We start from the raw sequence: 26,741 nt of genomic DNA, 5'->3' as shown, positions 1-26,741 counted from the left end.
AAATAAATTTTAGAATTACTTCGCGATGTGAAAGCAATTAGCAATATATACTTTTCGTTGTAGCATAATTCAAGAAAAAACTTGTAATTAACAATTCATTGGATTTTTAATCTGTTTTCTTATCACTAGCTACTTCTTGATGCGCAATTTTAACTTCTCCCTCGCTCTTAAGGTTTTTAAAAGCAATGGACATCATAAGCTTTATTCTATTAATTTGATTTACTTCACTTGCACCCGGGTCATAATCTATAGCGGTTATATTAGCGCCCGGATACCTTCTCTTTAATTCTTTAATCATTCCTTTACCTGTTACATGATTTGGAAGACAAGCAAAAGGTTGCATACACACTATGTTTCTTGTTCCACTTTCGATAAGCTCAACCATTTCAGCAGTGAGAAACCATCCCTCACCTGCTTGATTACCTAGTGATAAAATAGGCGCTGCTCCTTCTGCTAATTCCTGTATAGTTTTGGGTGCGTGAAATCTTTTACTGCTTTCTAAAACTGATTTCATACGTTTTCTGAACCCTTCTATATATCGAATCGCTATATTACTTAGTACTTTATCAGTCCTACTCTTACCCAAATACTTATATTTAAAGTCAGCATCATAAGCACAGTATAGGAAAAAGTCCGTTAAATCCGGCATAACTGCCTCCCCACCTTCATTTTCAATAACATCTATAATGTTATTGTTAGCTATAGGATGGAACTTAACTAAAATCTCTCCTACTAGACCTATCTGAGGTTTAGAAATATTTTTGATTTCTAAGTTGTCAAAATCAGCTACTATAGAAGATATATTATTATTAAACTCGCGACTATTACCTTTTGTCACAGCTTCTTTGCATATTTTCACCCATTTTTCATAAAGCAAATTAGCTGAGCCTAGTATCATCTCATAAGGTCTAACCTTGTAGAGTACCCTCATAAGCAAATCTCCGTATACTAAAGCCATTATCGATTTTTTAATCATTGGATATGTGAATTTAAAACCCGGATTTTTCTCAAGACCAGCAGCATTTAAGGATACCACTGGAACTTTAGGAAATCCTGCTTCTTTCAAGGCTTTCCTAAGGAATCCGATGTAATTTGTGGCTCTACATCCTCCACAAGTTTGAGAAATTATAACAGACGTATTATCTATTTCATATTTACCTGATTTTAAAGCTGCAATTATTTGCCCTACTACAATTATTGTGGGATAACAAGCGTCATTATTTACATATTTTAAGCCTTCATCTACAGCTTTAGTATCTACCGAAGGTAAAATTTCTAAATTGTATCCTGATGAATTAAAAGCTTCCTGTACAAATTGAAAATGCACCGGAGACATTTGTGGACATAAAATCGTGTGATTTTTTCTCATTTCCTTAGTGAACATAATTCTACTGTTGATCTTCTCAGTTTTTTTAGGAAAAATTCCGTTCTTGTCCCTTTCATCGAGGGCAGCTTTTAATGATCTAATTCTAATTCTAGCAGCTCCCAAGTTATTTCCTTCATCAATTTTTAAACTTGTATATATCTTGCCGTTATTTTCTAAAATTTCTCCAACTTGATCCGTGGTAACTGCATCAAGTCCACACCCAAAAGAATTTAGCTGAATAAGCTCAATATTAGGCTCTTTTGCTACAAAACTCGCTGCTGCGTATAACCTAGAATGATATACCCATTGATCTACTATTTTTAAAGGTCTTTCAACTATACCTAGATGAACCACAGAATCCTCTGTAAGCACAGGCATATCAAACCCCGCAATTAAACTTGGAATTCCATGATTAATTTCTGGATCTATATGATAGGGTCTCCCTGCTAAAACAATACCCCTCTTTCCGGTCCGCCTAATATATTCTACAACTTCCGTGCCTTTACTTTGAATATCCAATTTCACCTTTTCAGTTTCGGTCCATGCCTTTTTAACCGCCATAGAAACTTCCCTTTTATCAATTCCAAAACTCGCTAGCTCACCCGCTAATCTATTAATTAATTTTTTCTTATTGTCTAAAGAAATAAAAGGATTTAAGAACTTAATATCTCGGTCCTTCAAAATATCCATATTATTATTTATTACCTCAGGATATGAAGTTACTATAGGACAGTTAAAATGATTATCCGCGCCTGCTTGCTCCTTTTTTTCATATGGAATACAAGGATAGAATATAGTGTCTACCCCCTTACTTATAAGACTCATTATATGCCCATGTGCTATTTTAGCCGGATAGCAAGCAGATTCTGATGGAATAGTTGCAATTCCCATTTCATATACCTGTTTAGAAGATCTTTGGGATACTTCTACCCTGAATCCTAAATTGGTAAAGAAGGTAAACCAAAATGGATAATTTTCATATATGTTAAGTACTCTTGGAATGCCTATTACACCCCTAAATGCCTCTTCCTTCTTTAATGGAGTATAATCAAATATTCTTTTATACTTATAGTCATAGAGATTAGGAACCTCTTCTTTTTTACTGCTTTTTCCTAATGCTTTTTCACAGCGATTACCAGTTATAAATTCCCTTTCATTATCAAATTTATTAATTGTAAGAACGCATTGATTTGCGCATTGCTTGCATCTACCCATTGAAGTTTCTACATTAAAACTATCCAATTGTTCGAGTGATAACAATGTAGAAATTTGGCCTTTTACTGCTCTTTCTTTTGCAATAAGTGCGGCACCAAATGCACCCATTAGTCCTGCAATATCTGGTCTAACTGCCTCTCGTCCTGAAATAATTTCAAAAGCCCTAAGTACCGAATTGTTATAAAATGTTCCGCCTTGAACTATTATTTTCTTACCCATGTCCTTTGGGTCTCTTATCTTAATAACTTTAAGCAGTGCATTTTTTATTACCGAATAAGAAAGTCCTGATGATATATCCCCTATAGAGGCGCCTTCCTTCTGAGCCTGTTTAACCCTTGAATTCATAAACACAGTACATCTTGAACCTAAGTCCACTGGACTTTTAGCACACAAGGCTACATTTGCAAAATCTGATATTTTCATATCTAAAGAATTAGCAAAAGTTTCTATAAAAGAACCACAACCAGAAGAACATGCTTCATTTAGCATTATGCTATCAATTACACCATCTTTTATTTTTAAACACTTCATATCTTGCCCGCCAATGTCTAATATAAAGTCTACTCCTGGCAAAAAGAATTTTGCTGCCTTGTAATGAGCTATAGTTTCAATTTCTCCGATATCCACTTTTAAAGCTGCCATTATTAGCCTTTCACCATAACCTGTTACCGCTGAATTTTTGATGATTACTTCACTCGGTAAAATAGTGTATATATGTTTTAATATTTTACTAACTACAGTCAATGGATTGCCTTCATTACTTCCATAGTAAGAGTATAAAATTGCTCCTTCCTCATCTATAAGTGTCACTTTGGTAGTTGTAGATCCAGCATCTATTCCCAAAAAACAATTCCCCGTGTAATCCGCTAATTCTTTTCTTGCTGCCTTATATTCGCTTTGTCTTTTGTTAAATACTTGTAGCTCCGCATCGTCTATAAATAGTGGTCTAAGTCTTCGAACATCGAGGCTCGATACTTCCTTTAACTTTGGAAGCTGTTTCTTTAATTCTTCAAAAGAAATAAGGTCCTCATTCTTTGATGACATAGCAGCACCTAGCGCAACAAATAACTGAGAATCCTTAGGAAAAATAACTTGATCCTCTGAAAGCTTTAAGGTCTCAATAAACCTTTGTCGTAGTTCAGACAAGAAATATAATGGTCCGCCTAAAAATGCAACATTTCCCGTAATCGGTCTACCGCAAGCAAGTCCACTAATAGTTTGATTAACTACTGATTGAAAAACTGACACAGCAATGTCTTCTTTTGCAGCACCTTCATTTAATAAGGGTTGAATATCAGTTTTAGCAAAAACTCCGCATCTAGCTGCAATTGGGTATATAGTTTTATACTTCTTTGCAAGTTCATTAAGTCCCATTGCATCCGTCTGAAGCAGTGATGCCATCTGATCAATAAATGCGCCAGTACCACCAGCGCAAGTACCATTCATCCTTTGGTCTATTCCTCCATCAAAATATATAATCTTTGCATCTTCTCCACCTAGTTCAATAGCCGCATTAGTTCTTGGGATAATATTTTCTATTGCATAGGTACTGGCAACTACTTCTTGAATAAATGTAATATTGAGCCATTTAGATAAGGCCAGTCCACCAGATCCCGTTACCACTATGGTAATATCGCATTCACGGAAATTATTATAAGCCTCATATAAAAGTTCGGCTATTGTACTTTTTATATCAGAAAAGTGCCTTTGATACTTACTATAGATCACTTTTTCTTGATTATTTAACACTACTATTTTAACAGTGGTAGATCCTACATCTAATCCAACATGTACTATTTTTTTCATAATTATCTTCTCTTTCCCCGCAAGTCTGGATTTATTTGTGTTTTTTGACCCTAATATTTTATTATATATGTTAATGCAGTTGGATTCAATCTCCATTTTTTAAATAACCTAATATTTCAGTGAATATTCTATCTATTCATATATTTATCTTTATTACTCAAAAACTAAATTTATTCCCTCTACTGCAAATACTTATAATATTTTTTCTATAAAGTTTGTGATTATTAATTGTATTTGTATAAAATTAAAATATAAGCATATAAGATTATAACTCAATAACTATAATATTTTCAACCTATTTTTTCTTTATTATAGTATGTACATCCCTATCTATTTATTATGGTATTTATATTCCTATTTATATAAGTGGGTGGCTTTCCTCCTGAAATATTGTTAATCATCATCTGCGATGCTGCAATATTAACGACTTCAGAAGGCGTTTTATATTCCTACTTAACTCTTATTTTTATTATAGATGTATATTCCTACTTAAGTAAGTGGGTGCCCCTTCTGAAATGTCGTTAACAATACATTATCTACCCTCATATACTAAACTATAACTCTCAAGGGGATGACAAAGTGATTAAAGTAGAAATTAATAATATATGCATGAATTATCACTCTTTAACTGCAGAAACTCCTGCTTTAAAGCATATCTCATTTAGTGTAGAAGAAGGTCACTTTTTAAGTATCGTAGGCCCTTCTGGCTGTGGTAAATCTACGCTGTTAAATATAATAGCAGGCTTAATTACTCCGTCATATGGCGAAATAGTAATTAAAAGTCACGATAATAGCTCAAGCCTTTCAAAAATTGGATATATGTTTCAAAAGGATCAATTATTCGACTGGTTAACCATATGGGACAATGTACTTTTGGGTCTCAAAATTAACCACCGTATTACAGATGACAATAAGGAAATGGTAAAAAATATTTTAATAAGCTATAATCTCTGGGAATTTAGAAATCATCATCCTAGAGAATTATCCGGAGGCATGCGCCAAAGAGTTGCTTTAATTCGCACCCTAGCTTTAAGCCCCGAAGTCCTTCTTTTAGATGAGCCTTTCTCAGCTTTAGACTACCAAACTAGATTAAACATTAGTGATGAAGTTTATGAAATTATAAAAAAAGAGAAAAAGACTACTATAATGGTAACTCATGATATTTCTGAAGCTATCGCTATGTCAGATGAAATTATTATACTTTCAAATCGACCTGCTGTAATCGTTAAAGAGATGAATATTGAATTTGGAGAAGATTTTGCTTGTCCTCTCAAGCGTCGAGAAGCTCCAAATTTCAGAGTTTACTTCAATGAAATTTGGAAGGAGTTGAATAGCAATGCTGATTCAAAGTGATGAGCAAAAGAATTATATCAAAAATGTAAAAAGAGAGAAATACACTATTATTTTCACAAGAATAATAATACTAATTGTTTTTTTTAGCCTTTGGGAAATAGCTGGAAGACTTAAATGGATTGATTCCTTTTTAACAAGCACACCGTCAAAAATGTATAATTCCCTTATACAAATATATAATGAAGGTACACTGCTAACTCATATATCAGTAACATGTTTTGAAACAATAACAGGTTTTTTACTTGGAACCATCTTAGGGGCCTTAATTGCAGTCTTATTGTGGTGGTCCGATTTTGTTTCAAAAGTTTTGGATCCATACTTAATAGTATTAAATGCCTTACCTAAAGTAGCTCTTGCACCTATTATTATATTTTGGGTAGGCAACGGAGTAAAGGCAATAATAGTAATCGCGCTTTTAATATCAATAGTTGTAACCATAATTAGCATACTGAGCGGTTTTAGAGAAGTGGATGAAGATAAAATTAAACTTTTGAAAACCTTCGGAGCTTCTAAATACCAAATATTAATTAATCTAATTATTCCTTCATCTATTGGAGCTTTTATTTCTGCACTTAAGATCAATGTAGGCCTCTCATGGGTGGGCGTAATTATGGGTGAGTTCTTAGTGGCTAAAGAAGGTTTAGGATTTTTAATAATCTACGGTGGTCAAGTTTCCCAACTAGATATGGTAATGATGAGCATAGTAATACTTTCTATCTTAGCTTATCTTATGTATGAAATGGTTGCACTTTTCGAAAAAAAAGTGGTTAATAAAAACAAATAAAATTCCACTTAAATGAATACATTTTAAAACCCTTGGACAGTATTTAGAATAACAAATTTATAATTCTTCGGAGAATTACAAGGAGGATAATAATGGAATACTTTCAAAAAGCTAACGAAATATACAATACTAAAGATTATAATAGAGCAATAATTCTCTATAAAAAATCCGCAGAAATGAAAGATAATGAGGCTGGTTCACTTTATAATACCGCAGTATGTTTTATTCACTTAAAAAAATACGAAAAGGCAATACCTTTATTGCATGCTGCTATAAGCCTGCGCCGTGAAAGCAGATATTTTTTCAACATAGCTTACTGCTATGCTATGTGTGTTAACAAGCAAAAATCATTATATTATTTCAATACCGCTTGGTCATTAAATAATGAAGATACAGATTGCGAAAAAGCCATTAATTTATTATTAAAAAGCTATAGAATAGCTCCCTAAAACTTAGGTAGCTATTCTATTACCATTCTCCAGCTATATTCTCTCCTTTATGGTCTATATCAAATCTTTTACTATCATAATAATCCCCACCAATTAAAAATGTTGGATCTACATTAATCCAGGTGTTTTCTTCCTCTATATATACTTGATTCCAAGCATGGCTAACCCAATTACTTCCGTTGAATCCTTGGCCTGTTATAATTCTCACCTTTATATTATTAGCTCTGCACATAGCTACATATAGACATGCATAATCAAAACATATACCACTTTTAGAGTTAAAAGTTGGGATGGCACCAGATTTCGCTTCTAAATCGTTATTTAATACTCTATTTGCTTTTTCATCGCTATAAGCTACTTCACTACCTACCCATTTATAAATAACCCTTGCTTTCTCCCTTGTACCACTTTTACCTTCAGCCAGGGTAATTGCAAACTTATTAATTTCATCATTAGACTTAACCCCTTGATCCAGAGTAATACCATTATAATAAATTATACCTTTTGGCTTGTTTTGTAAATTAGGTTCTAAAGTAGAAGCCTCTTTTACTACAATTTTAAAAGAGTTATCTACAACATTCGGAAGCTTTTTTGCAAGCTTTGAATTAGTCAATGGAATAACTACCTCTTTGGATATATAATTATATACTTGTGATTCTTCCAAATACTTATTATATGTATCAGTTATATTAAGAAGTGATAGAAAATTAAATATGAAAGTAATAACAATTACATAACATATTGCTTTAGGCAACTGAAATACTGCACCTATAATTCTATTAAATAAAGCACTTTTTTGCCTTACTTTGCGCTCTATGCTATCAAATAAAGGATAAAAAGTAATGTGAGAAATAATACTAATTACAAAATTTATAACACTATAAATTATTAATATCACTATTGGCATTATTAATATATAAATCACTAATGGTTTGCTATTAATAAACCCTATAACATTCATTGGTATACTTTTATATATTTTCTCATACATACCTTCATTGTGCTGAATAAGCATTTTTTTCGTATAATAAATACCTAGACATAAAGAAAGCAAAAAAGATATACTTTGAAAAACTCCCTCAATGCCACCTTTTAAATGCTCCGATGAGAATTTATATATAAACCCTTTAATTATTGGGTATATAAACAATAACAGTAAAATTAAGCTTACGGGCTCTTTAAACACTCCTATCACCGCTTTCATTAACAATATCTTCTGTGCCATTAATTAAATCTTTTAATACTTTTTTAATTTGATCCCACTGGAATCCTCTTCTTAAAAGATAGTCTCCTAGCTTTTTATATAGCTTTATTTTGTGCGATTCTGACTTGATTAATATGCTGTATCTTTTACTTGCTAACTCGTATAATTTATCATAATCTTCTTGATAAGTATCTTCGGAGGGCGCATTATCGCATGATTCCTCTCCTTTGTCATTTTCAGTTATCTTAGCCAAAACCTCTTTAATTATTTCGTAATCATATCCACTGCGAGCTAAATAGTCTGATGTTTTTTTATAAAGTTTTTTTGTATCCTTCTCACTCTTAGATATTGTAACGATCTTTTTTTCGCCTAATTTCAAAGCTGTTTCCAGCTGTTGCTCATTAGTTATCTTATTAAGTTCTTCCTTTATTAATTCTTTTGGAAGAGATTTTTTTAATAAAGCAAACTTAATTTTATTTTTACCACTAGACCTGATTTTTTCTTTTATAAATAATTCAACAAAACGCTTATCATCAATAAAATCATACTGCTTTAAAAACTCCAGTACTCTATCTATAGTTTTAGTATCAAATTCCTTTATCGTTAATTTATCAACTACTTGTTTAGCCGATTTATTGCTTCTCTCCAAAAAGTGAAGTGCGCAGGTTTTCCCCTTAATATAATTATCTTCACTAGCTATATCTTCTAAATTCTGTTTGTCCATAACTCTGCCTTTTGTAATATTATGGATATATATAAGTTCTGCATCACAAGCAAATGCATATTCGCCATCCATATAGATGTTAACTCTCCGCTTATTTTTTTTTTGTATTTCAATTTTTGTTATAATACTACTCAATTTTACACTCTCTTTTCTGGTAAAAATATGTGAATTGTTGGATCCTTCAATACTTTTCTTGAAATATTATATAGGTCTTCACTTTTAATATTCTCCATGTTATCCATATCATCAGTAAACTGATATATATCTTCATCGTCCATAGCTTGATGTATTACATAACTTCCAAGGTCTGTTGAGTCCTCTAAGGTTGAAGCTATAGCAGTTTTCATTATTTTTTTCATCAAGGCTATCGTATTATCGTCAAAAACTATTTTTTTACTTTCAATATCTCTAATAGCAGTATCTATTACATCGATCGCTTCATCTACATTTTCTTCTGACACCGATGTATAAATATATAATATTTTAACGTTATTTGAAGTATCTAAATGAGTGTAAACATCGTATGACAATCCTCTTTCTTCTCGAAGTTCTCTAAATAATATAGAATTAGAACTTTCTCCAAATTTATAGTTTAATATTCTAAGTGCTAATTCCTCATCCTTAGATAGTCCATTAAAGGTATATAAATACAGTATAGTGCATTGCTCAATTTCTTTTTTATATGAGATTTTTTTTATAGACTTATGATGCTCAAAAGTTATTTTTTTCTTTTCAAATTCCCTTTTTATCCAATCACTAAAATATTTATTAACCATGTTTATTATATCCTCATGTTCAAACGACGATACAATAGATATGAAGCAATTATTAGGCAAGTAATATTTGTTATAAAAATCAACAAGTTGCTTTCTTGTAACTTTTTTTATAATATTTTCGCTACCAATAGTATCTTCTCTAAGTGGACTATATTTAAAAGCAATTTCATTAATTCTCTTAAAGCTTAAATCTTCAATGTCATCATTAATCGTTCTAATTTCAGCGAGTATTACACCCCTTTCCTTTTCAATTTCATCAATTGGAAAGGTTGAATTTAATAGCATATCTCCGAGAAGTGTTAACGAGTTCTCTAATTCTTCATTTAAAATTGTAGCAGTATATACTGTACAATTAAAATCCGTGTATGCATTATATTCCCCACCTAAATTTTCTAGATTGCTGTTTAGTTCTTCGTTAGTTCTACCCTCAGTTCCTTTAAAAAGCATGTGTTCTATAAAATGTGCTATTCCCTTTTCATTTTTTTCTTCAAAAAGAGAACCTATGTTTACTCCAACATGAACTGCTGAAATTTGACTATCCTTTTTAATAGTAATAAGTTTAATACCATTACTTAATTGTGTTTGTTTTGTATTAAAAATTTCTTTACTCATCATATTCTCCTTTAACCAAAAACTATGTTATTAAATCATCACCTGCGAAGCTGTAATACTAACTTCAAAAAACAAATTCATATATATTTTAACTATATCATACTTTTAACTATTTTAGACCATAATTTCAACGTATTTAAAACTAGAATTAATCCCCTGCAACCTCAGAAAATCTGAAAGCCCTATTGACTAATTGCGAAATATGGAGTAAAATAAAGATTCGAGTCAAATACTCATAGACAGTTCGTAACCATCCTGTCTTAAAATAAAACTACGGAGGCACAAAAATGAATATTAAATTAAATGAAGGAACTATGTCTGTAAAAATAAGAAAGATCGTTTTTGCAGCAATGGTGGCTGCTATTTATGTAGCCTTAACTCTAAGCTTATCGTTTTTCAGCTTTGGAGTTATTCAGTATCGTATCGCTGAAGGACTTACTATTTTACCTTATTTTGCATCCTTTTCTATTCCTGGGCTGCTAATTGGTTGTATAGTTTCTAATATTATAAGTCCACTAGGTATTATGGATATGGTTTTCGGTTCCCTTGCAACGCTTATAGCTGCGATTTCAACTTACTATATTGGTAAAAGCAAACTTAAATTCAAAAGAATACTTGCTCCATTACCGGCTGTAGTAGTTAATGCCATTATTATAGGCATACTGTTAAAGCTTTTATATGTTAATGACATGCCCCTTATAGTTTGTATGCTGCAAGTTGCATGGGGAGAATTAGTCTGCTGTTATGGAATTGGATTGCCTCTTATTTATGTTATTGAGAAGAACTCAATTTTGAGGAATTTTTTTAAATAATTATAAAAAAGCAATTTGAATTTGCTTTTTTGATTTAATATTTATTATTTTGTATATATTTTTGTAATAATAAGATGTATTTGATACTTTATGAGAAGAAAGAGGAATTTTAATGAACAAAATTGACAAACTTAAATTTGATGAACTAGGACTAAGCGAATCCGTACTCCACGCTATACAAGATCTAAAATTTGAATATCCATCTGATATTCAAGCAAAAGCTATTCCAGTTGTACTAGATGGCTTTGATATTATAGGTCAAGCTCAAACAGGAACTGGTAAAACATTAGCCTTTGGTGCACCTATTTTAAGCCAAATGGAAAGACCAAATGGAAAAGTTCAAGCAATAATAATGTCTCCAACAAGAGAACTTGCTGTCCAAGTTGCTGAAGAACTTTCACGTATTGCAAAACATGAAAGAATTAAAATATTACCAATCTATGGTGGCCAATCTATTGATAGACAAATATCCGCTTTAAAAAGAGGAGTAGATATTGTAGTTGGAACTCCAGGAAGATTATTAGATCATATTAGAAAAGGCACTTTAAAACTCGCTAATGCTAAGTTTCTTGTTTTAGATGAAGCTGACGAAATGTTAAACATGGGCTTTATTGAAGATATTGAAAGCATTATAAGTAATTTAAGTGAAGATAGACAGACTTTACTTTTCTCAGCTACTATGCCAAGAGCTATTAAAATATTGTCAAAAAAATATATGCATCCTGAAACAAAGCTTATTGCAATAGAAAAGAAATCTTTGACTGTTTCTAAGATTGAACAATATTATTATGAAGTAAACCCAAAAAATAAATTTGAATCATTATGTAGAATTCTTGACGTTGATGCTCCTAAGACTTGTATACTATTCTGTAAAACTAAGAAGGGCGTAGATGAATTAGTTGATGCATTACAACCTAGAGGTTATACAGTAGAAGGTATGCACGGAGACATGAAACAAAGTCAAAGAATGAATACTCTTAAAAAATTCAAAGATGGTAATCTGAATTTCTTAATTGCAACAGATGTAGCTGCAAGAGGAATCGACGTTGAAAATGTTACTCATGTAATAAACTATGATTTACCACAAGATAGCGAATCATATATACATAGAATTGGCAGAACAGGTAGAGCTGGTAAAGAAGGCACAGCTTATAGTCTTATTACAAGACGAGAAGCATCTGCTATAAGACAAATTGAACGTGATACTAAAAGTATAATCGCTAAAAAAACTGTACCTACTATAACAGATATATTTGCTGCAAAATCAGAAACTATTTTAGATTCTATAAAATTAGTTCTAAAAGAAAATTTATATGAAAACTTTCTTCCACTAGGACAAAATCTTATAAAAGAATTTGGTGATGAAGATGTAGCTGCTTCCCTAATCAAAATTATTTTTGATAAAGAAGTTAACTATAACTATGCAGATGATGCTACAACTACAACTACAGATAATGTTAGACTATTCTTATCTATAGGAAGAATGGATGAAGTTATGACTAAAGATATTATATCTTTCCTATGCGAGACTGCTAACATTAATAAAAATGAACTTGGCCGTATTGATATTTTAGATAAATTTTCTTTCTTAGATGTTCCTGCGAACTTAGTAGATTCTATTCTAAACAATAGTTCAGGTAAGAAATTAAATAGTAGAAAAGTAAATATTGAAGTAGCTAAATCTAGAAGATAGATTTGTTAAATCAAAAGAGCACTTATTAATAAGTGCTCTTTTTTCGCGTATATTTATTTACTTTTAACGACATTTCAGAGGGAAAGTCTCCCATTTCTATAAATTGGAGTATAAATCTCCTTCTGAAGTGTCTTTAATATTTCAGCTCCGCAGGCGATGATTTGATTATTTTATCGGCTCTTTTAACATACAATATAAATGGGGTGATAATAATGAATAAATTTAAAAAACTTATTTACACATTGATTTTTATCTTGTTAATTGAGATTTCGCTAATATATGTAATTTATAAATAAGTACACTTCTTATTTTTCTCTTATAATATAGTTGCTTTGTATATTTCTTCAAAAGCACATAGTTTTTGCACAATCCCACTGCTCTTTATATGTCTGGGTGCTAAAATTGTATACATTGTTGTGCTGTAATCTGGATTTTCATCTTCCTCATCAATTGAAAAATCTATATTTTTAACTTTTATGCCCATACCATCAAAGTACTGTTCTAATTTTTCCACCATGTTTTTCTTGTTAACGTATTGAATTTCTATTTTAAGAATATTAATGTTTTTAAACAACTTAGCTTCAAAAGTCTTAAGAAATACTAATACTATAAAAACAAATATAGTTGATAATATACTTAAAGTATAATAACCTTGACCAACTGCAAGTCCAATACATGCCACAGTCCATAAACTTGCTGCAGTAGTAAGTCCTTTTACTGATCCCTTCTCATGTATAATAGTCCCTGCCCCTAAGAATCCTACTCCCGATATAACTTGCGCCCCAAGTCTTCCAATATCTGCTTTCATGACATTTTGGAGTTCTGGGTGCCGCAGTATCATATTAGTTGTTTCTTGAATTGAATATAATTGTATCATTGAGGTAACTGCCGCGCCTAGACATACTAATATATGAGTTCTAAAACCAGCTGGTCTATTCTTATATTCTCTCTCATATCCAATTAAGCCACCAACTAAAACTGCAAGCGCAAGCCTTATTGCTACTTCATATACTAACATGTATATACCTCCAACAAATAGGTTGCTTTTCTTTAATTTAAATACTTTAATTCAATACCAATTGACATTAACCATGTTCTAACAAATTCTTCTATGCATTTATCTTCATATTCATACCATCCATCTGTTGCATTTGGTTTATCCATTAGAATATGTTTAAAACTTTTTATAGGTTCTTCACTTATTAGTGCCTTTTTTAATTCTAGCTTTAAATCTGAATTACTAATTATACTATTAACATATTTTTTCATTGCACTTATATAAAAGTCTTCATCTATTAGAGGAGTGCTTAAATATCTATTAACCTCATCTTCGCTAATAAGTATAGCGGTGATGACAAATTCTTTTAACCACTTATCAAATGTATCTTCTTTTAAAGTCCCATTTTCTAATGCTACACTTACTTCTGTAGGAATATATATAACCTCACCAGTAGTTGTGTCTAGAAAGCTTTTCCCTAAATTGTCATCAACATGCGAAATTGTTTCTATAAGTGCTTCCATATTAATTTCTACTAAATTCAAAATTTCACCTCCTCCAGTTACTACAATAATTTTTAATATCTAAAAAAAATTATAATATTTATAGTAAAAACCCAATAAACCTTACCGATTTATTGGGTTATTGGTCTACTATTTATTCCTCAAAAGATGAATCATATTCTTCTAAAACTCTTTCAAATTCTTCTTCATCTTCTACTGCAATATATTGCTCTTTACCATCTACCACTTCTATTTTATAGACAAAAGCATCATCTTCTTCTCCTATAGGAGCTAATAAAGCATATTTATTTTCATCTAACTCAATAATTTCGATTAATTCAAAATCAACCTTTTCTCCATCTTCATCTAACATTGTTATAATTTTATTTTCTTCCATGTCTATTCTCCTTTCAACCTTAATAACCACATTATACCGTTAATCTAGCTATACTGTCTATATAAAAATATAGATTAAATAACATTTCAAAAGGAAATTATCCTACATTATCCCTTAAACATATGAAACATCAGTTTATTTACTATATCCGGAAATTCCTCTTATAGAAACTTCTCCTGAAACAATATATTCTACTATCCCTTTGTAATTTTCAATTACCAATTCTCCTTGATCACTTATATCTATTGCCTTAGCTGTTGTTACTTTTCTTCTATTAATCAATTGGATTTCTTTACCTATAAGCATGGAATTTTTTCTGCAAATCTGTATAGTTTCTTCTATATTTCCATTTTGAATAAAATCACTATATAGCTCCTCAAAAATGTTTAATATGTTGGCAAGCAAAAGCTTCCTCTCCATGTATTTACCACTCGCAAGCTTTATAGACGTAGCCACATCTTTTAGATCAATTGGTATATCTTCTTTTTCCAAATTTACATTTATACCAATTCCCATAACTAGATAATTAATATGATCTACTTCACCACTCATTTCTGTTAATATACCACATACTTTTTTACCATCAAATACTATATCGTTAGGCCACTTAATACTAGTTTTAATTCCCATTTTCATAATAGCTTTTTGAACTGCTGCTGCCCCAAGTAGGGTTATTTGTGATATATTTTCTGTGTTAATATTTGGTCTAAGTATTATGGACATCCATATGCCCTTGTGCTTTGGAGATACCCAATTTCGTCCGAGCCTTCCACGTCCTAATGTTTGTTCTTCACTTATTATAACTGTGCCGTGAGCTTGCTTTGTCTCCGCAAGCTCTTTAGCTTTAGAGTTAGTTGACCCTATAGAATCATAGTGAATAATATTTCTACCTATGTATTTTGTACTTAAAAAATTTTTAATTTCCTCAAATGTAAGTATATCCGGTGAGGAAATTATTCTATAACCCTTTCTTGAAATTGCTTCAATTTCGTAGCCATCCTCTTTAATTATATTTATATGTTTCCAAATAGCTGCACGGCTAACGCCTAAATCTTCACTAATTTTTTGACCAGACACAAAATTATTTCCACTGTCCTTAAGTAGCTTAATGATTTTTTCCTTCATAACATCCACACCCTTTTTTGTTTTACCAAATTCTGAGGAAAGTCGTTTTATAGTCTTCTGTATTCCTCTTGCCTATACCTATATTTGCCTTTCAGTACAAGGTCAATGTCTCCCACTAACTGATTCTTATCTTGTGGCAATGTACCAGAAAGTGCCATATAATTTGAAGCATGATTGCTTCTGAAAACACAGTTAGCAACTTCTACATTTTTAAGGAACTCTCTCATCTCATACATTATTTGTTCTGGCGTTAATATATGAAAAGTCCCGTTCTGTACATCCTCATATATAGGGGTTCCCCTCTCTAACATTAAAGTTAAAAATCCTACATAATCTGGGTTTATAGCACTTATAAGTTTAGCCGATTCTATTGCATGTTCACTTATTTTTTCTGTGCCACCTATTCCTGAAATCAAGGTAGTGGATAACTTTATCCCACTTTCTTTAACCTTGCAGCCTGCAATAATCATTTCCTCAGCAGTTACGCCCTTATTTATACTTTTTAATATTTCATTACTTCCAGATTCAACACCTAGATACACGATCCCAACGCCAAGATCCTTAATCTGCCTAAGATCCGCTAAAGATTTTCTCAAAATATCACTAGGAGCAGCATAAATCCCCACTCTTTCACACTGAGGGAACAATTCTCTTATTTTTAATAAAATCAATTTCAATTTATTAGTTTCAATAACTAAAGCATCTCCATCTGCTAGAAATATCTTTTTAACTACCCTATATGTTGATTTAGCATGCTGTAAATCCACCATAATATCTTTTAAATCACGTATTCTAAACTTCTTATCTTTGTACATATTGCAAAAGCTGCACGCATTATGTGAACATCCGATTGTAACTTGCAGTATAAGACTGTAGGCCTCACTTGGTGGTCTGTATACTGTTCCTTCATACCTCACTGTAATCATCTCCAAACTTCGTAAATTCAATGAATTTTATTTGTTGCATACTTTATTAGTATATCATAGGTTTTTCCATAAAAATAAATCCTTTTTATACTATACTCGTTAAACTCACAAAGTAATTTAGTGCTATCAATCTATGTAAATTATTTGGAGCGCGATAAATACTCTTCACAAGTGCGAATAAAAGATTTAATATTTTCTTTCTCCTCTTTAACTTTATCCTCACTGATTTCCCCTCTACCAAGTCTATCACACTGTGATAATAAGGCAATTTCTTTAAAAGATATTTCTTGCGACATGTTTTTCATATCCCCAAAAGGTAATTTTTTGTTTACAAAAAGAGTTTGCATATGCCATCTAACTAAAGCTGAAACTTGATTAATTAATTCGACCTCATCTGTAAGCGCTTCAAGAAATTTTATGCTAAGATCTTCACCAACCTTGTCATGGTCATAAGACGTTATTTCTCCTTTCCTGATTTTTGTAGTAGGTGCTTTCCCTAAATCATGTAATAATGCCCCCCACATAAACGCTCTAGGACACTCACTTTTCTCCTTTACTTTTGCTGCATTATCCACAACTAACATTGTGTGAATCCATACATTTCCCTCTGGGTGATACTGTGGAGATTGGGGAATATCTACTAAACAACTTAACAATGTATATGGATATTCATTAAAGATGACCTTATTATTTATTATTTTATCGAAATATATAGACGGCTTATCATCTTCCATTAAATGCCTTTCAAATTCTTCAAACATTTTTATCATATATTAAGTCCTTTCTATCTATTATTGATATTTTTTTATTTACATCACATTTTGTTATTATAACAAAAAGAGCAAGCTAACCTTTATTTAAACTATATACTATCATAGCTTAGATAACAAACACCTGCTCTTTTTATTAATGTATCTTTTATTATTTATTTTTTTTCATGTACCTAATATCCATTTTTTTTGGTTTCAAAAACACTTTCGTTATATGCGCTTTCTTCAACGGTTTGAATAATTTGATTTTTAGAATGTCCATTTTGTGTTTTTGTATCTTTTTTAATATAATCACGTAAATTTTCCTTCTTAGCTTCTTCACGACTCTTCATATATACTCCTCCTAATTACTTATTATTACTACATACTTCTAAATATGTTGCCTCTGCCACCGCGGTATTACTGCTCGCTAAACTTCTGTAATACTTTTTTAAACTCTTGGCCCTGTCCTATGGACAAGTATTCTGTTTCTCCATTAACTACAACTGACTTGTAAGCATATGCCTCATCCGAATCTTTAGGACCAACTATCACATATTCATTTCCATCCATTTTAATAGCATCAATCAGTTCTAAATCGACTTTCTCACCATTTTCATTTAGTACAGTAATTATTTCACTAGCTTTCAAACACTACACCTTCTCTCATGTATTATTTTGTGCCTAAGTAAATGTTTTATACCAAATTTTCATAATAACTCAAAAGGAAATCTCCTAGAAGAACAAAATCTCCCTACGGTCGAGTATTAAAGTGATGCTCCACAAATAGTGTGGCATCACCTCTTAATTATCATATCTGAACCACATTCTATACACAAAACAATAGGACTACCACTTTTCTTGTCATATTCTTCAGGCGTATAACATTCAAACGCAACAAAGTCAGGCACTTCTTCTTCAAACCCACATTTTTTACATTTAAAAAGTATCATTTTATCACGTTCTTGTGGTCGAAATGGTATGCTATCCTCATTCACTTTACCTTTAAAAATTCTTTTAATACGTTCCCATATCATATATATACCCATACTTTCTATGCCATATTTGCCACAATTCCATTAGCTGGCCGCATTTTAAACACTTTCTCGGATCTTTGGAAAAATTAATAATCATTAATTCTCTATAAGTCATTTTTCTTGTTTCCTTTTTCCAATTTATTTTTAGTGTGAACTGAATTGCCTTAAGACCACTTTTTATGTATTGCAAAAGACCAAAACACTTCCGAACTTTTACACTTATACTGCCTGCATATACTCCGTATAGTCTAACCATCTTGAAATATTTAGGGGTAATATGCATTAATAATCTACCTACAAATACTTGCGCTGTAACTGTTTCTTCTACTCTTTCATTGGTTTCATGACTCTTATACCAAAACGTTACATTTTTCCCATCATAACTAAGTATTCTATATTCTGCTATCGCGGGCCTTGCTAAATATCTACCGATATATCTTGCTGCACCTCTTGCGCTTTTCATTCTTGATTTTGCATTTATATAAAATCCATCTGGATAATCTTTGAACATTTTTAAGTACTCTGTTTTTTTCTCTGGATTTTTACTAATCATATAATTTATTAATTTGTACTGCCATACCTTCCTAAAATACTCATAGTCGAAGAAGCACATATCTTTAACTTCGTTACTCCTTGTTTTTATTTCTGGAACCAATGCATGCACATGAGGGTTAAATCCTATATTCCTTCCAAATGCATGAACTACTCCAATCATTCCACTTTGCCAAAGTACTCCTCCTTTTTTGCTCCTTTTCTTCTTTTGATATTCTTCTCTATTTTTATAGTTTACACCATTTGCAAACTCATTTATAACCTCATACACCATGTCTTGCAGGTCTTTAAGACTCTCTCTATTCCAGAAAAAATATTTTCTGTACTCAGCGGGTATTGTGAACACACAATGTCTATGTGGTACATCTAAAATCTTGTTTACTTGTTTTTCTACCCATTCACTTATGTACTTTTTCCCACATTTACTGCAAAATCTACTTTTGCATGTAAATCCTATTTTAAATACTTCTAAACATTTTAAGCATATATACGCAACAAAACCTAATGAAATATCTCCACATCCTATCATTTTCATTACTTCGATATTCATATGTTCTCTCATCTTTTCAGGATACTTTTCTTTATTCAATTTCCAAAACTCTGGATAATTATCTTCAAATATTTGTTTTATAGTAATCTTATTTTTTTTCATGATTTAATCATCTCATATTTATCTGATTTTTTCTATCTATTTTTTAGCTAGAATGTTATCCACAGCGGTTTCCGCAAGCTGTTTCCTATATAATAAAAAAAAATGCATCCGTATAACTTTCTCCTGTGCGACCTGAAATCACTTCCAGAGAAAGTTCATACTATTATGCATGTCTATATTCAAAGGAGATACTATTCAATAGCTTCTAACACTTTTTGAAGCAAATGGAGCATTACATTTTGATATTTCACCTATTGAAGGAACTTCTATAAAGGATTTAAATATAGATATAATTAGAGATTATTTTATAACGTACAATACTTTTTATCTTTATGAGGAAGAAAGAGAATACCCTATTTTAGTATTAAGAGAATCTATAATTAATTCACTAGTACATAGGAATTATAGTATTTATGGATCTTAAATTAGGTTTTTTATGTTTGATGATAGGCTAGAGTTTCGCAGTCCAGGAAAATAGGAGAAGAGTAGTCTTCGATTTTAGTTTTTCACTTTACATATTCATCATAAATTATAGCTAAAAGTTTCTCTTTACTATTCAATTGCGGATTTTCTAATACTTTATCTAAAAGAAATCTAAGCATATCACCTATTTTTTCTCCTGGCTTAATAGAAAATTCACTCATTAAATCTCCACCGTTTATTGCAAGTTCTTTTATAGATAGTGGAACTTTAGATTCTAAGATAGCCAATGTTTTTTCTTCTACCTTATTAATTTCTTCTAATCGTACTTCTGGAAAACGTGAACCTAGTGCATCCGCTCTTTGCAAGGCGAAGAGATCACATACTAAATCTACACCCACTCTATTAATAAGACGTTTTACAGAAGCATCTGTTGGTTCTTTCAGTACATTCATATGTTCCTTTACTAAAACACTAATTTCACTTATACTTTGATTATCAAACCTAAGACGCCCTAGTATTTGCTCAGATAATATAACACCTTTTTTATCATGTCCATAAAAATGACCTATCCCATCTTTGTCAATAGTGAAACAGTAAGGTTTAGCTATGTCATGTAATAATGCTGCTATTCTCACATTAAGTGAATGTGGGCATTTTTCCACAACCGACAAAGTATGTTCAAATATATCTTTATCATGATGAGGATTTTGCTGATTAAACCCTACAGCTAATTGAATCTCTGGTAGTATGACCTCTAATAGTTTAGTCTCTTCAAGTAATCTTAAAGCTTTTGTTGTATTATTAGATACCATCATTTTGCATAATTCATCTCTAATTCTTTCATTACTTACATTTAATATAAGTAACGAATTTGCTTTTATAGCCTCTAAAGTTTTTTCTTCTATTTCAAAATCTAACCTGGCTGAAAAACGAATAGCTCTAAGCATTCTTAGCGCATCTTCTTGAAACCTTTTATTAGGCTCGCCTACGGCTCTAATTATTTTATTCTCTAAATCTTCGGTGCCACCAAAATAATCTATAAGCCCATCTTCCTCATTAAAAGCTAAAGCATTTATAGTGAAATCACGTCTTGCTAAGTCTTCTTTTAAATTTAAAACAAAAGTAACACCATCCGGTCTTCTATTGTCCAAGTATTCACCATCTATTCTGTAAGTTGTAACTTCGTATCCATCTCCATTTATCATAACAGTAACAGTTCCGTGTTCTATACCTGTAGGCACAGTTTTGTCAAAGAGTTTGATAACCTCTTGTGGTAGGGCATTAGTAGTTACATCATAGTCCTTGGGCATGGATGTCCCGATTTTGGAATCACGTATACTTCCTCCCACTATATAAGATTCATATCCATTATTTTTTAAAGTGTCTAAAATTACTTTTACATCATTTGGTATAAACATAAAGCCTACAAATATAGTATTATCTTTAATCATTCCACTCACCCTTTATTTTCACTGTAATCTTAATTCTAAATATACATTGCTATAGGTATAATTTCAATCACAGATCCGGTAATTTCTATTTGTTTTTTATCATAATCACTAATTAAACTTGTATCTTTTAGAAATCTATTTTTAAATTCTTTAAAATACTCTTCATTCAAATAATCAAAGTATGTGCCACTTAGTAAACTATAGTTATTAATTTCATTTTCCTTTGGAATTCTTACCACCTTACCAAGGACAGTGATTTTAGCACCTTCAATATAATCTAAATTGTCTGCCATGTTTTTTATCTCTAAGGGCACTACAACTTTTGTATTGCTCGTCCCTATATTACTACTAATGAATTTTAAACATTTTTCTCTTTTACAATTTTCCATATCATCTTTCAAGACCTTTAAAACTTGCTTCTTAACTCTTTGCTCTTGGCTTTCAGCACCGTTTTCCACAGTTTCCGGTGAAAAAGCCAATTGCATTTCCATAACCCTAATCATATCTTCTATATATTCTATAACTGGATTTTTATACAATTCACTAGTAAACTGAACAAAATCAAATTCCTTCATATTCTTTACATCACTCTCATTATTTATAACCTTTAACAAACTTTGATCATTTAGTATATTTTTTATCCTTGACAGTATTGTTATTACAATCGAAACTCTTTCTTCAATTTTCTGCGACGAGAATTCATTAAGAAGTTGAACATTTAAATCTCCTTGCCTTATTTTACCACAAGTAAGTTCATATAATGGTGTATTGGTACTAATAGTTAACTGTTTTCTCGTACTTTCACTTTTGATTTCGGCAAATTCCTGTATTACAATTGTATATAAATTATTTATCATATTTTCATTAAGGTATAATGGTATAAGTGCTCGATTATCCATATTTACATATACCTCCGTTACATTTTCTCAAATAATACTTCTTACCTAGTCTATATCATTTTTTTATTATTTAGAACAACAGTGTATAATATATGTTTGTTCTCTTTACGACTTAATAAACTATTTATTTTTTAGAAATACTGATTTCATAACTGAAGTTTCACCATATTTGCGTCTAATACTGTCTATAGTTTTGTCTATTGCCCTTTTCTTTTCATCAGAATCATTACCAATATCAAAAATTGATATTTGTTTGAAATTATCCTCACTTAGATTATTAAGAGAAACTCCTAGTAGTCTTATTGGCTCTCCCTTCCATAATTCATCAAAAAGTTTTTTTACTGTTTTTAGTATTTCCTGCGTTAAATCTGTAGCACTTTTTAAAGTCGTGCTACGCGAATAATCAACAAATTCATGATTCCTTATAGTTATGCAAATACAGTAACAGCATTTTTTTATATTTCTTAATCTAGAAGCTGTGTGCTCTACTAATGCTAATAATATTTTATAGGCTTCATCTTTACTTTTAACATCTTCTGATAATGTAGTCGAATTGCTTACTCCTTTTAGCTCATGTTTATTTGACTTTACCTCTCTATTATCTATACCATTGGCATATTTCCACATCATAAGTCCACTACTTTTAAAGTGGTATTTCAAAAATCCAACATCATACTGAGCTAAATCTCCTATAGTAAATATGTTTAAATTATTAAGCCTAGGAACGGTTCTCTTTCCAACCATGAAAAGCTCACCAACTGGAAGATTCCACAGTTTCTTTTCTATTTCATTTTCATAAAGCGTATGCACTTTATCAGGTTTCTCAAAATCAGATGCCATCTTAGCTAGAAGCTTAACATTTGATATGCCCACATTTACTGTAAATCCAAGTTCTTTTTTTATTCTGTCCTTAATATCCCAAGCTATCTTGAGTGCTGCTTCTTTTGAGGTATTATAACTTGTCATATCTAGAAAACACTCATCTATAGAAAATTTCTCCACATAAGGTGTATAGTCTCCAAAAATTTCTCTCATACTTCTACTACATCTTTCATATAACCTAAAGTCAGGTGATATAACTATCATGTTTTTACACTTCTTTCTTGCAGTAAATAAACTCTCTCCTGTTATTATTCCACTTTTTTTAGCTATCATAGATTTTGCGAGTACTACTCCTCTTCTAGACTCCGCGTCTCCACCTATTACCGAGGCTATATCTCTTAAATCAATATCCGAGCCTTTTCTAAGTTTATCCGTAGCACTCCAAGAAAGAAACGCTGAATTAACATCTATATGAAATATAAGTTTCTCTTTTAATTTAATCATCTAATCTCATCCTTTACATAATGGACATTTATGAAGGCATCCTTAAAATATTTTTCACATAAATATATTATATAGAATTTCAGTACAAAAAAGCAACCTATCCTTTATTAAGAATAGATTGCTTTAGTGAAACGATTGATTTTATTACTTATACGTTAGTATAAGCCTTATTTACTAATATAGGCCTTATGCCTTAATATTAGCCTTTATATATTCCTTTATTTCATCTGAATCTCCAAATGATAATACTGGTTCTGATAGCTTTATGCATTCTTCATAGCTAGAATTTGTAACAGTTTTACGTGCTCTTAATATTGAAGAGGCACTCATACTGAATTCATCTAATCCAAATCCAAGTAGTACAGGAATAAGATTTGTATCCCCTGCCATTTCACCACACATGTTTACCTTTATTCCTGCCTTGTGACCATTATCTATTACGATTTTAATAAGTCTTAAAACAGCTGGATGATAAAAATCATATAAATATGATATTTTCTCATTCATTCTATCAACTGCCAATGTATATTGTATTAAATCATTAGTACCTATACTAAAGAAGTCTACTTCTTTAGCTAATACATCTGACATTATTGCAGCTGATGGTATTTCTATCATAATACCCACTTCAATATTCTCATCAAATACTACGCCCTCTGACTTAAGTTCATTTTTACACTGCGCGAGTATTTTTTTAGCCATTCTAAGTTCCTGAAGATTGCATATCATAGGAAACATGATTTTAAGCTTGCCATATGCAGATGCCCTTACTAAAGCTCTTAATTGAGTTGTAAATACGTCTGTTCTATCAAGGCAAAGTCTTATAGCTCTATATCCTAAAAATGGATTCATTTCCTCGTCCATAGGTAAGTAATTCAATTTCTTGTCTCCACCAATATCTAAGGTTCTTATAATAACAGGTTTTCCATCCATTTTTTCAATAACTGACTTGTATTCCTTAAATTGTTCTTCCTCAGTTGGAAGTGCATCTTTTGACATATATAAAAACTCTGTTCTAAATAATCCTATAGCTTCTGCACCATTTTTCAAAACAGATTCTAAATCTTCCGATGATCCTATATTTGCAGCTAATTCAACTGTTTTGCCATCTATTGTAGTAGATTTCATAGTGGCATATTTAAGTAGCTGATGTTTAGATTCAATGAATTCTTTTCGGCGTTCTTTATAATCGTTTAAAGTCGCTTCATCAGGATTAATTATAACTATACCTTCTTCTCCATCTACAATAATTAAATCGCCATCTTTAATTTTACTTATGCCATTGCCTGCACCTACTACTGCTGGCAACTCTAAAGAACGTGCAATAATTGAGGTATGTGCAGTTTTCCCACCTATTTCAGTCACAAATGCCAAAACTTTAGCTTTATCAATTTGTGCTGTATCTGACGGAGTGAGATCCTTTGCTATTAGTATACACTCTTCTTTAATTTCTGAAATAGAAGCTACTTTTATACCCATTAGCACATTTAACACTCTTTTGCATACATCTCTAATGTCTGCTGCTCTCTCAGTCATATATTCATTATCCATATTTTCAAAAATAGCTGCTGTTTGCGCTGCTACAGTTTGTAGTGAGTATTCAGCATTGAATTTATCACTTGATATTTTCTTTTGAATAGATCCTATGAATTCTGGATCCTCAAGCATACATAAATGTGCTTCGAATATTTCTGACTTCTCGCTGCCTAGCTTTTCTTTTACATTTTTAACTATTTTTTCAAGCTCAGTAATTGCTTCTTGCAAGGCATCATTAAACCTAGCTAGCTCAACCTCTGAATCTATTACCTTGCTTTCCTTTATCTCTAAGACTTCTTCTCTAATAACTAATGCTTTGCCTATAGCTATTCCAAGAGATGCACCTATTGCCTTTAACATAGCTTATTCCCCCTATTTTCCAAGTCCTTCTTCTATAAGTTTTACCATAGCTACCGCAGCGGCTTCTTCATCATCACCAGTAGTTTTTATTGTTATTTCATCATCTTTAACAGCTGCCATACACATTATAGCTACTATACTTTTTGCATTATACTCATTGCCCTCTTTTACTATAAGAACTTCTGATTTAAACTTAGAAGCCTCTTTAACTACTGCTAATGCCGGCCTTGCATGTATTCCACTTTCACTTTTAACTATTGCTTTTTTTTCCATCATAATATACGCTCCCTATTTTTTTATTTTTATTGTTATAACTTCATCATTTTTATCTACAGTCCCTAATTTAAATTCTACAGATTCCATTATTTCATTATCTGTAAGAACTAGAACACTTAAATTAGTTTTAGCTTTAGCTTTTATTAATTCATTATTAAAAGTTAACAATTTATCTCCAGCCTTAACTTGTTGTCCTTTTTGCGCAAAAGCTTCGAAGCCCTCGCCCTTCATCTCTACAGTATCAATACCTATGTGAAGTAGTATCTCTATACCTTCTTTGCTCTTTAAAATTAAGGCATGTTTTGTAGGGAATACTTGAAGAATTTCACCATCAACTGGTGAATATAATACTCCTTCTGTAGATTCAAATCCTATCCCATTACCTAACATTTTAGATGAAAAAACTTCATCAGGTATTTCTGATATGTCAAAACATCTTCCCACAACTGGAGATTTTAAAATCATACTCTTTCCTTCTTTGCTCTTTTTTAAAAAACTAAACATTTTTATCATCCTCGCCTTTCTCTAAGGTAGATAACAATTATTAATTATTATCCACCTAAAATTTCTTTATTATGAGATTTCACTTTAAATCTTAAATAATTATATAAACATTAGTTTATGCAGTCTTTCGAATTTCAAATACATTTTAAAATCCACTAAAGTAGCTTTATCTACTAAAGTAGCTTTATCTACTAAAATAGCTTTATCTACTTTAGCATCTTTATACATTCTTTT

26 protein-coding genes are annotated in these 26,741 nt (G+C 31.2%); 5 read left to right on the top strand and 21 right to left on the bottom strand.

What is annotated here, in order from left to right; all coding sequences use genetic code 11:
* Nucleotides 1–106: 106 nt before the first annotated feature.
* Nucleotides 107–4,387 (bottom strand): 2-hydroxyacyl-CoA dehydratase, encoded by a 4,281-nt coding sequence (locus ACWJKP_RS05315; protein WP_165411730.1) that lies wholly within the window; start codon nt 4,385–4,387, stop codon nt 107–109.
* A gap of 609 nt (nt 4,388–4,996) precedes the next feature.
* Between ACWJKP_RS05315 and ACWJKP_RS05310 the strand changes: the two genes are divergently transcribed.
* The 3 genes from ACWJKP_RS05310 (at nt 4,997) to ACWJKP_RS05300 (ending at nt 6,973) form a co-directional block, all read left to right on the top strand.
* Nucleotides 4,997–5,740, top strand: a complete 744-nt coding sequence (locus ACWJKP_RS05310) for an ABC transporter ATP-binding protein (protein WP_263492491.1) — start codon at nt 4,997–4,999, stop codon at nt 5,738–5,740.
* Nucleotides 5,724–6,524, top strand: coding sequence for an ABC transporter permease (locus ACWJKP_RS05305; protein WP_165411728.1), 801 nt, complete (start codon nt 5,724–5,726; stop codon nt 6,522–6,524). Before ACWJKP_RS05310 ends, ACWJKP_RS05305 begins: the two co-directional genes overlap by 17 nt.
* Before the next feature lie 92 nt (nt 6,525–6,616).
* On the top strand, nt 6,617–6,973 hold the full coding sequence (locus tag ACWJKP_RS05300; protein ID WP_165411727.1) for a tetratricopeptide repeat protein: 357 nt from the start codon (nt 6,617–6,619) through the stop codon (nt 6,971–6,973).
* A 19-nt stretch (nt 6,974–6,992) separates the two neighbouring features.
* On the opposite strand, the gene ACWJKP_RS05295 is transcribed toward ACWJKP_RS05300, so the two are convergent.
* The 3 genes from ACWJKP_RS05295 to ACWJKP_RS05285 are packed head-to-tail and all read right to left on the bottom strand — an operon-like array spanning nt 6,993 to nt 10,289.
* Entirely contained in the window at nt 6,993–8,177 is a 1,185-nt protein-coding gene (locus ACWJKP_RS05295; RefSeq protein ID WP_165411726.1) for a transglutaminase domain-containing protein, read from the bottom strand.
* Nucleotides 8,152–9,036 (bottom strand): recombination regulator RecX, encoded by an 885-nt coding sequence (gene recX / locus ACWJKP_RS05290; protein WP_224579017.1) that lies wholly within the window; start codon nt 9,034–9,036, stop codon nt 8,152–8,154. Before recX ends, ACWJKP_RS05295 begins: the two co-directional genes overlap by 26 nt.
* 2 nt (nt 9,037–9,038) lie before the next feature.
* Nucleotides 9,039–10,289 carry a M16 family metallopeptidase gene (locus tag ACWJKP_RS05285; protein WP_165411725.1) on the bottom strand — a complete coding sequence of 417 codons (1,251 nt, stop codon included), beginning with the start codon at nt 10,287–10,289 and terminating at the stop codon, nt 9,039–9,041.
* A gap of 287 nt (nt 10,290–10,576) precedes the next feature.
* On the opposite strand from ACWJKP_RS05285, the gene ACWJKP_RS05280 reads away from it, so the two are divergent.
* Together ACWJKP_RS05280 and ACWJKP_RS05275 are read left to right on the top strand one after the other, a co-directional pair.
* On the top strand, nt 10,577–11,101 hold the full coding sequence (locus ACWJKP_RS05280; RefSeq protein WP_187351392.1) for a QueT transporter family protein: 525 nt from the start codon (nt 10,577–10,579) through the stop codon (nt 11,099–11,101).
* Between the two features lie 121 nt (nt 11,102–11,222).
* Nucleotides 11,223–12,794 carry a DEAD/DEAH box helicase gene (locus tag ACWJKP_RS05275; RefSeq protein WP_165411742.1) on the top strand — a complete coding sequence of 524 codons (1,572 nt, stop codon included), beginning with the start codon at nt 11,223–11,225 and terminating at the stop codon, nt 12,792–12,794.
* Between the two features lie 316 nt (nt 12,795–13,110).
* On the opposite strand, the gene ACWJKP_RS05270 is transcribed toward ACWJKP_RS05275, so the two are convergent.
* The 17 genes from ACWJKP_RS05270 to ACWJKP_RS05190 form a co-directional block, all read right to left on the bottom strand.
* Entirely contained in the window at nt 13,111–13,812 is a 702-nt protein-coding gene (locus ACWJKP_RS05270; protein WP_165411724.1) for an MgtC/SapB family protein, read from the bottom strand.
* Nucleotides 13,813–13,844: 32 nt separating this feature from the next.
* Nucleotides 13,845–14,336: a UPF0158 family protein gene (locus ACWJKP_RS05265; RefSeq protein WP_165411723.1), complete on the bottom strand. Its 492-nt coding sequence runs from the start codon at nt 14,334–14,336 to the stop codon at nt 13,845–13,847.
* 112 nt (nt 14,337–14,448) lie between these two features.
* Nucleotides 14,449–14,691, bottom strand: a complete 243-nt coding sequence (locus tag ACWJKP_RS05260; RefSeq protein ID WP_165411722.1) for a DUF1292 domain-containing protein — start codon at nt 14,689–14,691, stop codon at nt 14,449–14,451.
* 135 nt (nt 14,692–14,826) lie between these two features.
* On the bottom strand, nt 14,827–15,816 hold the full coding sequence (locus ACWJKP_RS05255) for a biotin--[acetyl-CoA-carboxylase] ligase (RefSeq protein ID WP_165411721.1): 990 nt from the start codon (nt 15,814–15,816) through the stop codon (nt 14,827–14,829).
* Between the two features lie 47 nt (nt 15,817–15,863).
* The gene (locus ACWJKP_RS05250) at nt 15,864–16,733 is read right to left on the bottom strand and encodes a radical SAM protein (RefSeq protein WP_165411720.1); all 870 of its coding nucleotides are present in this window, start codon (nt 16,731–16,733) and stop codon (nt 15,864–15,866) included.
* Nucleotides 16,734–16,882: 149 nt separating this feature from the next.
* The gene (locus ACWJKP_RS05245; protein ID WP_165411719.1) at nt 16,883–17,512 is read right to left on the bottom strand and encodes an HD domain-containing protein; all 630 of its coding nucleotides are present in this window, start codon (nt 17,510–17,512) and stop codon (nt 16,883–16,885) included.
* A 173-nt stretch (nt 17,513–17,685) separates the two neighbouring features.
* The gene (locus ACWJKP_RS05240) at nt 17,686–17,844 is read right to left on the bottom strand and encodes a hypothetical protein (protein WP_165411718.1); all 159 of its coding nucleotides are present in this window, start codon (nt 17,842–17,844) and stop codon (nt 17,686–17,688) included.
* A gap of 67 nt (nt 17,845–17,911) precedes the next feature.
* Complete coding sequence (locus ACWJKP_RS05235; protein ID WP_165411717.1) at nt 17,912–18,142, bottom strand: DUF1292 domain-containing protein; 231 nt, start codon at nt 18,140–18,142, stop codon at nt 17,912–17,914.
* A 146-nt stretch (nt 18,143–18,288) separates the two neighbouring features.
* Nucleotides 18,289–18,528: a hypothetical protein gene (locus tag ACWJKP_RS05230; RefSeq protein WP_165415064.1), complete on the bottom strand. Its 240-nt coding sequence runs from the start codon at nt 18,526–18,528 to the stop codon at nt 18,289–18,291.
* Nucleotides 18,509–19,732 carry an IS91 family transposase gene (locus ACWJKP_RS05225; RefSeq protein ID WP_224578775.1) on the bottom strand — a complete coding sequence of 408 codons (1,224 nt, stop codon included), beginning with the start codon at nt 19,730–19,732 and terminating at the stop codon, nt 18,509–18,511. The genes ACWJKP_RS05230 and ACWJKP_RS05225 overlap by 20 nt, the downstream gene beginning before the upstream one ends.
* 506 nt (nt 19,733–20,238) lie before the next feature.
* On the bottom strand, nt 20,239–21,606 hold the full coding sequence (locus ACWJKP_RS05220) for a CCA tRNA nucleotidyltransferase (protein WP_224579019.1): 1,368 nt from the start codon (nt 21,604–21,606) through the stop codon (nt 20,239–20,241).
* Between the two features lie 35 nt (nt 21,607–21,641).
* The gene (locus tag ACWJKP_RS05215) at nt 21,642–22,505 is read right to left on the bottom strand and encodes a DUF6414 family protein (RefSeq protein WP_165411716.1); all 864 of its coding nucleotides are present in this window, start codon (nt 22,503–22,505) and stop codon (nt 21,642–21,644) included.
* Between the two features lie 120 nt (nt 22,506–22,625).
* Nucleotides 22,626–23,831 carry a DNA polymerase Y family protein gene (locus ACWJKP_RS05210; RefSeq protein WP_165411715.1) on the bottom strand — a complete coding sequence of 402 codons (1,206 nt, stop codon included), beginning with the start codon at nt 23,829–23,831 and terminating at the stop codon, nt 22,626–22,628.
* A gap of 186 nt (nt 23,832–24,017) precedes the next feature.
* A complete protein-coding gene (gene ptsP, locus ACWJKP_RS05205) occupies nt 24,018–25,727 on the bottom strand; it encodes a phosphoenolpyruvate--protein phosphotransferase (RefSeq protein ID WP_165411714.1) in 1,710 nt (569 codons plus the stop codon).
* A 12-nt stretch (nt 25,728–25,739) separates the two neighbouring features.
* Nucleotides 25,740–26,003, bottom strand: a complete 264-nt coding sequence (locus tag ACWJKP_RS05200; RefSeq protein WP_165411713.1) for an HPr family phosphocarrier protein — start codon at nt 26,001–26,003, stop codon at nt 25,740–25,742.
* 12 nt (nt 26,004–26,015) lie between these two features.
* Entirely contained in the window at nt 26,016–26,507 is a 492-nt protein-coding gene (locus ACWJKP_RS05195) for a PTS sugar transporter subunit IIA (protein WP_165411712.1), read from the bottom strand.
* A 99-nt stretch (nt 26,508–26,606) separates the two neighbouring features.
* Complete coding sequence (locus ACWJKP_RS05190) at nt 26,607–26,735, bottom strand: hypothetical protein (RefSeq protein ID WP_462961437.1); 129 nt, start codon at nt 26,733–26,735, stop codon at nt 26,607–26,609.
* Nucleotides 26,736–26,741 lie beyond the last annotated feature (6 nt).

The sequence above is a fragment of the Clostridium sp. CM037 genome, assembly GCF_055081095.1.
This window is presented reverse-complemented; position numbering and strand designations above follow the sequence as displayed.

What these genes read in the sequence shown, in the direction of transcription:
- ACWJKP_RS05200 (WP_165411713.1), bottom strand. Translation starts at nt 26,003, where the DNA reads ATGATGGAAAAAAAAGCAATAGTTAAAAGTGAAAGTGGAATACATGCA.
- ACWJKP_RS05215 (WP_165411716.1), bottom strand. Translation starts at nt 22,505, where the DNA reads ATGGATAATCGAGCACTTATACCATTATACCTTAATGAAAATATGATA.
- ACWJKP_RS05225 (WP_224578775.1), bottom strand. Translation starts at nt 19,732, where the DNA reads ATGAAAAAAAATAAGATTACTATAAAACAAATATTTGAAGATAATTAT.
- ACWJKP_RS05240 (WP_165411718.1), bottom strand. Translation starts at nt 17,844, where the DNA reads ATGAAGAGTCGTGAAGAAGCTAAGAAGGAAAATTTACGTGATTATATT.
- ACWJKP_RS05315 (WP_165411730.1), bottom strand. Translation starts at nt 4,387, where the DNA reads ATGAAAAAAATAGTACATGTTGGATTAGATGTAGGATCTACCACTGTT.
- ACWJKP_RS05270 (WP_165411724.1), bottom strand. Translation starts at nt 13,812, where the DNA reads ATGTTAGTATATGAAGTAGCAATAAGGCTTGCGCTTGCAGTTTTAGTT.
- ACWJKP_RS05210 (WP_165411715.1), bottom strand. Translation starts at nt 23,831, where the DNA reads ATGATTAAATTAAAAGAGAAACTTATATTTCATATAGATGTTAATTCA.
- ACWJKP_RS05310 (WP_263492491.1), top strand. Translation starts at nt 4,997, where the DNA reads ATGAATTATCACTCTTTAACTGCAGAAACTCCTGCTTTAAAGCATATC.
- ACWJKP_RS05230 (WP_165415064.1), bottom strand. Translation starts at nt 18,528, where the DNA reads ATGATATGGGAACGTATTAAAAGAATTTTTAAAGGTAAAGTGAATGAG.
- ACWJKP_RS05190 (WP_462961437.1), bottom strand. Translation starts at nt 26,735, where the DNA reads ATGTATAAAGATGCTAAAGTAGATAAAGCTATTTTAGTAGATAAAGCT.
- ACWJKP_RS05305 (WP_165411728.1), top strand. Translation starts at nt 5,724, where the DNA reads ATGCTGATTCAAAGTGATGAGCAAAAGAATTATATCAAAAATGTAAAA.
- ACWJKP_RS05220 (WP_224579019.1), bottom strand. Translation starts at nt 21,606, where the DNA reads ATGATTAAAGATAATACTATATTTGTAGGCTTTATGTTTATACCAAAT.
- ACWJKP_RS05255 (WP_165411721.1), bottom strand. Translation starts at nt 15,816, where the DNA reads ATGAAGGAAAAAATCATTAAGCTACTTAAGGACAGTGGAAATAATTTT.
- ACWJKP_RS05295 (WP_165411726.1), bottom strand. Translation starts at nt 8,177, where the DNA reads ATGAAAGCGGTGATAGGAGTGTTTAAAGAGCCCGTAAGCTTAATTTTA.
- ACWJKP_RS05280 (WP_187351392.1), top strand. Translation starts at nt 10,577, where the DNA reads ATGAATATTAAATTAAATGAAGGAACTATGTCTGTAAAAATAAGAAAG.
- ACWJKP_RS05195 (WP_165411712.1), bottom strand. Translation starts at nt 26,507, where the DNA reads ATGTTTAGTTTTTTAAAAAAGAGCAAAGAAGGAAAGAGTATGATTTTA.
- ACWJKP_RS05300 (WP_165411727.1), top strand. Translation starts at nt 6,617, where the DNA reads ATGGAATACTTTCAAAAAGCTAACGAAATATACAATACTAAAGATTAT.
- ACWJKP_RS05260 (WP_165411722.1), bottom strand. Translation starts at nt 14,691, where the DNA reads ATGGAAGAAAATAAAATTATAACAATGTTAGATGAAGATGGAGAAAAG.
- ptsP (WP_165411714.1), bottom strand. Translation starts at nt 25,727, where the DNA reads ATGTTAAAGGCAATAGGTGCATCTCTTGGAATAGCTATAGGCAAAGCA.
- ACWJKP_RS05245 (WP_165411719.1), bottom strand. Translation starts at nt 17,512, where the DNA reads ATGATAAAAATGTTTGAAGAATTTGAAAGGCATTTAATGGAAGATGAT.
- ACWJKP_RS05285 (WP_165411725.1), bottom strand. Translation starts at nt 10,289, where the DNA reads ATGAGTAAAGAAATTTTTAATACAAAACAAACACAATTAAGTAATGGT.